Source organism: Desertihabitans aurantiacus (genome assembly GCF_003344635.1).
GTDB classification, from domain to species: Bacteria; Actinomycetota; Actinomycetes; order Propionibacteriales; family Propionibacteriaceae; genus Desertihabitans; species Desertihabitans aurantiacus.
This window is the reverse complement of the sequence record NZ_QPKK01000361.1, coordinates 1-3,010: the sequence shown is the minus strand read 5'-3', so window position 1 is coordinate 3,010 and position 3,010 is coordinate 1. Positions and strand designations below refer to the sequence as shown.

The 3,010-nt window shown below is 73.1% G+C and carries 4 protein-coding genes; all 4 read left to right on the top strand.

All coding sequences use genetic code 11. From position 1 onward, the window contains the following. Nucleotides 1-497 (top strand): FHA domain-containing protein (locus DVA66_RS18900; protein WP_157974138.1); only part of this gene is annotated, 497 nt, incomplete at its 5' end. Nucleotides 498-583: 86 nt separating this feature from the next. Continuing rightward, complete coding sequence (locus tag DVA66_RS18895; RefSeq protein ID WP_114561403.1) at nucleotides 584-808, top strand: DUF3107 domain-containing protein; 225 nt, start codon at nucleotides 584-586, stop codon at nucleotides 806-808. A gap of 4 nt (nucleotides 809-812) precedes the next feature. Next, the gene (locus tag DVA66_RS18890) at nucleotides 813-1,505 is read left to right on the top strand and encodes a ferritin-like fold-containing protein (RefSeq protein WP_114561402.1); all 693 of its coding nucleotides are present in this window, start codon (nucleotides 813-815) and stop codon (nucleotides 1,503-1,505) included. Nucleotides 1,506-1,600: 95 nt separating this feature from the next. Next, a partial coding sequence (locus DVA66_RS18885; protein ID WP_408608935.1) for a DEAD/DEAH box helicase occupies nucleotides 1,601-3,010 on the top strand: 1,410 nt, incomplete at its 3' end.

Genomic DNA, 3,010 nt, shown 5'->3' with positions numbered 1-3,010 from the left:
CGCCGCCCGCCCCCGTCCCGTCCGCACCCGTCCCCTCCGCACCGGAGGCTCCCACCGAGGTGGCACCCGCAGCCACCGACGAGGCGGGCTGGGTCGCCGAGATCTGGATCGACCCCGACTGGTACGCCCTGCAGAACAGCGCCGACCCGATGCCCTCGCCCGGCCCGCCGGAGGTGGTGGTGCTGCGCGGTCGCTCGCTGCTGGTCGGACGGGTCTCACGCAGCCGCAACATCCACCCCGACATCTCCTGCGAGGCCGACTCCGGGGTGAGCCGGCGCCAGGCCCAGCTGACCAGCGACGGCAGCCGCTGGTTCGTGGAGGACCTCGGCTCGGCCAACGGCACCTTCGTCGGTCCGGCCAGCGGCCCGCTGCCCGAGCGCCCGGTGCCGGTCGGCCAGCGGGTCGAGGTGGGCCCCGACGACCGGGTCTACGTCGGCGCCTGGACCCGGATGGTGATCCGGCGCGCCACCGCCGGCGAGGGCGGAGACGCCTCCTGAGCCCGGCTGCGCCGTGGGCGAACACCGGCCCGGGTGTCGCTGGCCGCGTGGCAGGCTGAGGGCCCAACGACATCCAGGAGGAACACGTGGAGATCAAGGTCGGCATCCAGCACATCGGGCGCGAGGTCGCTGTCGAGTCCGAGAGCACCGCCGATGCGGTCCAGGCGGAGCTGGAGAAGGCGCTGGCCGACGACTCGCTGCTGGCCCTGCAGGACACCAAGGGTCGTCGGGTGCTGATCCCCGCCGCCCGCATCGCCTACGTCGAGATCGGCGAGGAGAACGCGCGCCGCGTCGGCTTCGGCGCCGTCTGAGCCGGTGACCGCGGCGAGCGACCCGACGGCCGACGCCGAGGCGGCGCACCGCCGCGGCACCCTCGACCTGCTGGGTGTGGTGGCCTACGGCGAGCTGAGCGCCTTCGAGCGGATGGCGGCCGACGCCGCCACCTCACCCACCCTGCAGGACCGGGTGCAGATGGCGGCGATGGCCCGGGCCGAGCTGGAGCACTTCGAGCAGGTGGCCGAGCACGTCGCCGGGCTGGGCGCGGACGTGGTCGAGGTGATGACCCCGTTCCGCGCCGCGTTCGACACCTTCCACACCTTCACCGCGCCGCGCTCCTGGCTGGAGGGCCTGGTGAAGAGCTACGTCGGGGACGGTTTCGCCGCCGACTTCTACCGCGAGGTCGCCGCCTACGTCGACGGCCGCACCCGGGCCTGCGTGCACGCCGTGCTGGCCAACGAGACCACCGCGGAGTACGTGGTCGACCGGGTCCGGGCCGCGATCGCCGACGACCCCCGGGTCGCGGGCCGACTGGCGCTGTGGGGCCGGCGGCTGGTGGGTGAGGCGCTCAGCCAGGCCCAGCGGGTGGCCGCGGAGCGGGCGGACCTCACCGGTCTGCTCGCCGGGACACCGACCCGACCGGGGATGGACCTCACCGCGATCTCGCGGATGTTCACCCGGCTGGTGGAGCGCCACACCGAGCGGATGGCCGCGCTGGGCCTGGCCTCCTGACCAACCGCTAGACTCGACGGTGGCACGCACACCGGTGCGTCCCCGATCCGGCACCGCCGCGAGCCGTCGACGTCCTCGTCCGAGCGCGCGGTGACGTGCCGACCGGGTACCCGAGAACCGGCACCAGGCCGGTCGCACAAAGGCTGAAGACGCTGACTGACGAGAACCTGAGCACCCCTGAGACCGAGAACCCCGCACACGAGCCCGTCTCCGGACACGACGTGACCGTGGTGGCGACCACCGCCGACGACGTGGTCGTCGACTCCAGCGGGGACGAGCCCTCGGCCGACGACCGCGACACCTTCGCCGACCTGGGGGTGCACGAGGACATCGTGGCCGCCCTCGAGCGGGTCGGCATCCGCCACCCCTTCCCCATCCAGGAGATGGCGATCCCGCTGGCTCTGGCCGGCCACGACATGATCGGCCAGGCCCGCACCGGCACCGGCAAGACGCTGGCCTTCGGGATCAGCCTGCTGCAGCGGGTGGTGCTGGCCGACGAGCCGGGCTACGCCGACCTGGGCACCCCCGGCGCCCCGCAGGCCCTGGTGGTCTGCCCGACCCGCGAGCTGGCCTCCCAGGTGAGCAAGGACCTCAGCACCGCCTCGACCGTGCGGCGGGCCCGGGTGCTGACCGTCTACGGCGGCGTCGGCTACGAGCCCCAGCTGGAGGCCCTGTCCGCCGGCGTGGACGTCGTCGTCGGCACCCCGGGACGGCTGCTCGACCTGGTCGGGCGCCGCGCGCTCAACCTCAAGCAGATCCGCATGCTGGTGCTGGACGAGGCCGACGAGATGCTCGACCTCGGCTTCCTGCCCGACGTGGAGAAGCTGCTCGCCCAGACCCCGCCCCGGCGCCAGACGATGCTCTTCTCGGCCACCATGCCGTCGGCCATCGTCGGGCTCTCGCGCCGCCACCTCAACCAGCCGATGAACATCCGCGCGGAGTCGGCCGAGGACACCACCACCGTCCCGGCGACCACCCAGTTCGTCTACCAGGCCCACGACATGGACAAGCCCGAGGTGGTGGCCCGCATCCTGCAGGCCGAGGGCCGGGAGAAGATGATGATCTTCTGCCGCACCAAGCGGACCGCCCAGCGGGTGGCCGAGGACCTGGCGGGACGCGGTTTCGCCGCCGCCCCGATCCACGGCGACCTCAACCAGACCCAGCGGGAGAAGTCGCTGCGCCGGTTCCGCGAAGGCCAGGTCGACGTGCTGGTGGCCACCGACGTCGCCGCGCGCGGCATCGACGTCACCGGCGTCACCCACGTCATCAACTACGAGTGCCCCGACGACGACAAGACCTACGTGCACCGGATCGGGCGCACCGGACGGGCGGGGGCGACCGGCGTCGCGGTGACCTTCGTCGACTGGGCCGACGTCACCCGGTGGAAGGTCATCAACAAGGCGCTCGGGCTCTCCTTCGAGACCCCGGTGGAGACCTACTCCACCTCCGCGCACCTGTTCACCGACCACGGCATCGACCCCGCCGCCAAGAGCCGGGTCGCCCCG